We start from the raw sequence: 6,272 nt of genomic DNA, 5'->3' as shown, positions 1-6,272 counted from the left end.
GTCGCCCATGTACTCATCTGGCGTCGTAACTTCAACCTTCATGATCGGCTCGAGAATCTTCGGACCGGCTTCACGCAGAGCTTCACGGAAACCCGCACGCGCTGCGATTTCGAACGCCAGCACCGAGGAGTCCACGTCGTGGTACGCGCCGTCGGTCAGAGTGACCTTCACGTCGACCACGGGGAAGCCGATCAGCGGGCCTGCGCCCATGACCGATTCCAGACCCTTCTGGACGCCGGGGATGTATTCCTTCGGCACCGCACCGCCAACGATGGAGTTGACGAATTCAAGACCCTTGCCGACCTCACCCGGCTCCACCGAGAACTTGATACGGGCAAACTGACCCGAACCACCGGACTGCTTCTTGTGGGTGTAGTCCTTATCGGTCTTACGCGTGATGGTCTCACGATAAGCCACCTGCGGCTGGCCGATATTGGCCTCTACCTTGAACTCGCGCTTCATGCGGTCGACGATGATGTCGAGGTGCAATTCGCCCATGCCCGAGATGATCGTCTGGCCCGATTCCTCGTCAGTCTTGACGCGGAAGGACGGATCTTCTGCAGCCAGGCGGTTGAGCGCGAGGCCCATCTTTTCCTGGTCAGCCTTGGACTTCGGCTCGACGGAGATGTCGATAACCGGATCCGGGAAGATCATGCGCTCGAGGATAACCTGCGAGTTCGACGGGCAAAGGGTATCACCAGTGGTGGTGTCCTTGAGGCCCACGATGGCCACGATGTCGCCAGCGAAAGCCTCAGTGATCTGCTCGCGGCTGTTGGCGTGCATCTGGAACATGCGGCCAACGCGCTCGCGCTTGCCCTTCACGGTGTTTTCCAGCTGCGCACCGGCTTCGAGGTGCCCCGAATAGATGCGGCAGAACGTCAGCGAGCCCATATGCGGGTCATTGGCGATCTTGAAGGCCAGCATGGAAAGCGGCTCATTGTCGTCAGCGTGACGCTCAATGTGCTCTTCGGTCTTAGCATCGATACCCTGAATTGCAGGCACGTCGATCGGCGACGGCAAGAAGTCGATCACGCCGTCCAGAAGAGGCTGCACGCCCTTATTCTTGAAGGCCGAACCGGCAAAGATCAGGAAGAACTTGGTGTCACAAACGCCCTTGCGAAGCAAACGACGAATGGTGTCGTTGTTCGGCATCTCGCCTTCGAGATAGGCTTCCATCGCGGCGTCGTCCATCTCGACGGCGGCCTCGACCATCTGCTCGCGGTACTTCTCGGCCTTCTCCTTGAGATCGGCCGGGATTTCCACGATGTCCCACTGAGCGCCGAGCTCTTCGTTGCGCCACACCAGAGCATTCATCTCGATGAGGTCGACAACGCCCTTGAACTCGTTCTCGGCACCGATCGGCAACTGCACCGGAACGCCCTTGGCACCCAGGCGGGTCCCAATCATGTCGACACAGCGATAGAAGTCGGCACCGATCTTGTCCATCTTGTTGACGAAGATCAGACGCGGCACGTGGTACTTGTCGGCCTGACGCCAGACAGTCTCGGTCTGGGGCTCAACGCCGGCATTGGCATCGAGAAGCGCGACCGCACCGTCGAGCACGCGCAGCGAACGTTCCACTTCAATGGTGAAGTCCACGTGGCCGGGAGTGTCGATGATGTTGAAGCGGTGCATCACGCCTTCGCGCGACTTCCAGAAGGTGGTGGTCGCAGCCGAGGTGATGGTGATGCCGCGTTCCTGCTCCTGCTCCATCCAGTCCATGGTGGCGGCGCCGTCGTGGACTTCGCCGATCTTGTGAGACTTGCCGGTGTAGTAAAGGATACGTTCGGTCGTGGTCGTCTTGCCAGCATCGATGTGCGCCATGATGCCGAAGTTACGATAGAGATTGATTGGGTATTCGCGTGCCATGGGGCGCTCCTACTACCAGCGGTAGTGCGAGAATGCACGGTTGGCGTCAGCCATACGGTGCGTGTCTTCGCGCTTCTTGACGGCCTGGCCGCGACCATTCATCGCGTCCATGAGCTCGCCCGACAGACGCTCGCGCATGGTGTTCTCACCACGCTTGCGTGCGCTTTCGATCAGCCAGCGAATGGCAAGAGCCTGCTGACGGTCGGCACGGACTTCAACCGGCACCTGGTAGGTCGCACCACCAACGCGGCGTGAACGCACTTCAACGGCCGGACGGATATTATCGAGGGCACCGTGGAACACGGTGATCGGGTCCTGCTTGGTCTTGGCTTCGACGATATCGAAGGCACCATAGACGATGGACTCGGCAGCCGACTTCTTGCCGTCCTTCATGAGCGAGTTCATGAACTTGGAAACAACGAGATCACCAAACTTGGGATCAGGAATAACTTCACGCTTTTCGGCGCGGTGACGACGGGACATCGCTCAATATCTCCTTACTTCGGACGCTTCGCGCCATATTTGGACCGGCGCTGCTTGCGGTCCTTCACGCTCTGCGTGTCCAGGACACCGCGGAGCACGTGGTAGCGAACGCCCGGCAGATCGCGCACGCGACCGCCGCGGATGAGCACAACAGAGTGCTCCTGCAGATTGTGACCTTCGCCCGGGATGTACGAGATCACTTCGCGCTGATTGGTCAGGCGAACCTTGGCAACCTTGCGCAGAGCCGAGTTCGGCTTCTTCGGGGTCGTGGTGTACACACGGGAGCAGACGCCGCGCTTTTGCGGGTTGGCTTCCATGGCCGGAACCTTGTTCCGCTTTGGCTTGCTGGCGCGTGGCTTGCGGATCAGCTGATTAATGGTGGGCATTGCGCTCTTTCCATTGGTCCAAAATAATAGGGTCAGCTTCGGCAAACCAAAGCGGCGCTCGCCCGAGCCCTTTCATGGGATTCGGCGGCGCCTCAGTTGCAGCGGACCACCCGCCTTTCGGCAGCAGTCATGCGCACAAGGATTTGCTTCGTCTAACTACCCGACAGTGTGTTTGATTGCCTTGGATACCCGCACAAGGTGGCAGGGACCCGGTGTGGCAACCACGACCGACCGCTAAGGTAGGCGCTGTTTAGAGCCGAAGACTCGCCCCGTCAAGGATTCTTTCGTGAAAAATCCGAAGGAGAGCCTTGCGTTTGGGGCAACCTGTCATGTCCGCACCGTGAGAGGACCAGTGGACGGATTGAGGCAGATCCGTTCGGCCCTCCGTCCCCTGCCCTTGCCCTGACAATTGTAGGCTCCTAGATCAACGAAGTTCTGGAGTTCACTGTGACTGAATCCACCCCGCGCGCGGCACTAAAAATCGAAATCGTCGTCATTGGTGCGGGCCAGGCGGGGCTTAGTGCCGCCTATCACCTCAAAAGGCTCGGTCTTAAGCCGGGATACGACTTCCTAGTGCTCGACGAGGCGCCGCGGCCTGGCGGTGCCTGGCAGTATCGTTGGCCATCTCTCACATTGAGCACGGTCAATCGCGTGCACGATCTGCCCGGCATGAGCTTCGCGGATCATGCCGGTACCGACCTCTCCATACGAGCGGCAGTTGCCGTGCCACATTATTTCGAGGCCTATGAGCGGCACTTCGATCTTCAGATTTTGCGGCCGGCAAAGGTGAGCGTAGTCTGTGACCGCGGCGAGCGGCTGAGAGTGGAGAGTGACCGCGGCCTGTTTTCGGCTCGTGGGCTGATCAATGCCACCGGAACTTGGGAGAACCCATATGTACCAGACTTGCCTGGCGCGTCTGAATTCAGAGGCCGTACGCTGCACACCAAGGACTTCAGCACTGCTGAGGAATTTTCCGGCCAGCATGTACTGATTGTCGGCGGCGGGATTTCGGCCATCCAGCTGCTGGACCAGATATCCAGGGTCACGCGAACCAGCTGGGTGACGCGTACGCCTCCGAGATGGCGCGACGGGCCGTTTGATGAGGACGCCGGAAGGCGGGCCGTTGCCCTGGTCGAGGAGCGCGTACGGGCAGGACTGCCACCACGCCCGGTGGTTTCAGTTACCGGGCTCCCTGTAACACCCGCCATTGAAGACATGCGCGAACGTGGTGTTCTGGAGCGCCGACCCATGTTCCAGGAGATCACTCCAGCAGGGGTGCGCTGGGCCGATGGATCGACATTGGACGTCGATGTCATCCTCTGGTGCACCGGATTCCGGAGCGCCCTCGACCATCTTGCGCCGCTGCAGATCAGGGAAGAAAGCGGCGGGATCGCCATGACCGGTCGCCTCGCGACCCAGGTCGCCAAAGACCCGCGCCTGCATCTGGTCGGCTACGGACCTTCAGCTTCGACCATCGGCGCCAACCGTGCCGGCGCAGCCGCAGCCGTTGAACTCACCCGGCATCTCGGTCTGGCACGCTAGCCAAAAAGAAAGGGGCCCGAAGGCCCCTTCCCCGTTCTGTGTATCAAAATGGCCTTATTCGGCAGCCGGAGCCGCGATCTGCACGGTCTCGGCCTGACGACGGCGTTCCTCGAGGATGAGATCGTCGCGCTTGGCAGCAATCTGCTTGGCCTTGGACTGGCCGGCACCGGTACCGGCCGGGATGAGACGGCCGACGATGACGTTTTCCTTGAGACCCTCGAGAAGATCGGCCTTGCCGGAAACCGCAGCTTCCGTGAGGACGCGGGTGGTTTCCTGGAACGAAGCGGCCGACACAAAGGAACGGGTCTGCAGCGAGGCCTTGGTGATACCCAGCAACACTGGATTGGCAGTCGCCGGTTTCTTGCCTTCGGCAACAAGCGCGTCGTTGAGCTCATCGAAGTCGAGCTTGTCGAGCTGCTCATCCTTGAGCAGACCGCTCTCACCCGGCTCCACGATCTCGACCTTTTGCAGCATCTGGCGAACGATCACCTCAATGTGCTTGTCGTTGATCAGCACGCCCTGCAGGCGATAGACCTCCTGAATCTCATTGACGAGATAGCGCGCCAGTTCCTCGACGCCCTTGATGGCAAGGATGTCGTGTGGAGCGGGGTTGCCGTCCAGGATGTATTCGCCCTTCTCGATAGTATCGCCTTCCTGCAGGTGGAACGGCTTGCCCTTCGGGATCAGATACTCGACCGGATCAGCACCCTCTTCGGTCGGCTCGATGATGACACGACGCTTGTTCTTGTAGTCGCGCCCGAAACGGATGGTACCATCGATCTCGGCGATGATAGCGTGGTCCTTCGGACGGCGGGCTTCGAACAACTCGGCCACACGCGGCAGACCGCCGGTGATGTCCTTGGTCTTGGCGCTTTCGAGCGGAATACGCGCGAGAACGTCACCCGGGGCAACCTTTTCACCCGGCTCGACAGCGATGACCGCGTCGACCGAGAGCAGGTAGCGGGCGTCGCCGCCACGTTCCACCTTGGCAACCGATCCGCCACGGGCGATGGCGAGGGCGGGCTTGAGCCCCTCACCGCGCTGATTGCCGCGCCAGTCGATGACCACGCGCTTCGTGAAGCCGGTGGCTTCGTCGGTGTTTTCTGCCACCGAGGCACCATCGACCAGATCCTCGAACACCACCTCACCCTCGACTTCGGCGAGGATTGGACGGGTGTACGGGTCCCATTCGGCCAGGCGCTGGCCACGACGAACGCTGTCGCCTTCCTTGACCAGGAGCTTGGAACCGTAGGTCACCTTGTGGGTCGCACGTTCCTTGCCGTCAGCGTCAACGATGGCCAGGGCCACGTTACGGGCCATGACGACCTGCTTGCCGCCTTCGACAGTGGCGAGGTTCGAGTTACGAACCTCGATCTTGCCTTCGGCACCGGCTTCCAGGAACGAGGAGTCAACCACCTGCGCCGTGCCACCAATGTGGAACGTACGCATGGTGAGCTGGGTGCCGGGCTCACCGATGGACTGGGCGGCAATGACGCCAACAGCTTCACCGATATTGACCGGAGTACCGCGAGCAAGGTCACGACCATAGCAGGCCGCACAGCAGCCCTGGCGCATGTCGCAGGTCAGCGGCGAGCGAATGCGGACCGACTGAATGCGGGCCTCTTCGATCACGTCAACATGCTTCTCTTCGAGCAGCGTGCCCTTCGGTGCGATGAGGTCACCCGAAATCGGATGGAACACATCATCCGCCGTGGTGCGACCAAGGATACGCTGACCCAGCGAGGCGACGACCTGGCCGGCATCGACGATGGATTCCATGGTCAGGCCGCGATCAGTGCCGCAGTCCTCGGAGACGATGATCGCATCCTGGGCCACGTCAACGAGGCGACGGGTCAAGTAACCCGAGTTCGCGGTCTTCAGAGCGGTGTCGGCCAGACCCTTACGGGCACCGTGAGTGGAGTTGAAGTACTCCAGCACGTTCAGGCCTTCCTTGAAGTTCGCGGTGATCGGCGTTTCGATGATCGAGCCGTC

General features: G+C 60.7%; 4 protein-coding genes and 1 pseudogene. 1 reads left to right on the top strand and 4 read right to left on the bottom strand.

The window, feature by feature from the left end:
• From fusA to rpsL, 3 genes are all read right to left on the bottom strand, one after another.
• Window positions 1-1,869: elongation factor G (gene fusA, locus QZ564_RS18835; protein WP_297113423.1), on the bottom strand; the 1,869-nt coding region annotated here is incomplete at its 3' end.
• A gap of 12 nt (window positions 1,870-1,881) precedes the next feature.
• Window positions 1,882-2,352 (bottom strand): 30S ribosomal protein S7, encoded by a 471-nt coding sequence (gene rpsG / locus QZ564_RS18830; protein ID WP_297113421.1) that lies wholly within the window; start codon window positions 2,350-2,352, stop codon window positions 1,882-1,884.
• A 14-nt stretch (window positions 2,353-2,366) separates the two neighbouring features.
• Window positions 2,367-2,738, bottom strand: coding sequence for a 30S ribosomal protein S12 (rpsL, locus tag QZ564_RS18825; protein WP_035080811.1), 372 nt, complete (start codon window positions 2,736-2,738; stop codon window positions 2,367-2,369).
• Window positions 2,739-3,185: 447 nt separating this feature from the next.
• Between rpsL and QZ564_RS18820 the strand changes: the two genes are divergently transcribed.
• Entirely contained in the window at window positions 3,186-4,280 is a 1,095-nt protein-coding gene (locus tag QZ564_RS18820) for an NAD(P)-binding domain-containing protein (RefSeq protein ID WP_297113410.1), read from the top strand.
• Window positions 4,281-4,334: 54 nt separating this feature from the next.
• Here the strand turns inward: QZ564_RS18820 and QZ564_RS18815 are convergent.
• Window positions 4,335-6,272: pseudogene (locus tag QZ564_RS18815) on the bottom strand (DNA-directed RNA polymerase subunit beta'); the annotation flags it as partial.

Source organism: uncultured Devosia sp., assembly GCF_913055165.1.
Classification (GTDB): Bacteria; Pseudomonadota; Alphaproteobacteria; order Rhizobiales; family Devosiaceae; genus Devosia.
The sequence above is the reverse complement of the archived record's forward strand: the minus strand, read 5'-3'. Positions and strand labels throughout refer to the sequence as shown.

What these genes read in the sequence shown, in the direction of transcription:
- rpsG (WP_297113421.1), bottom strand. Translation starts at nt 2,352, where the DNA reads ATGTCCCGTCGTCACCGCGCCGAAAAGCGTGAAGTTATTCCTGATCCC.
- rpsL (WP_035080811.1), bottom strand. Translation starts at nt 2,738, where the DNA reads ATGCCCACCATTAATCAGCTGATCCGCAAGCCACGCGCCAGCAAGCCA.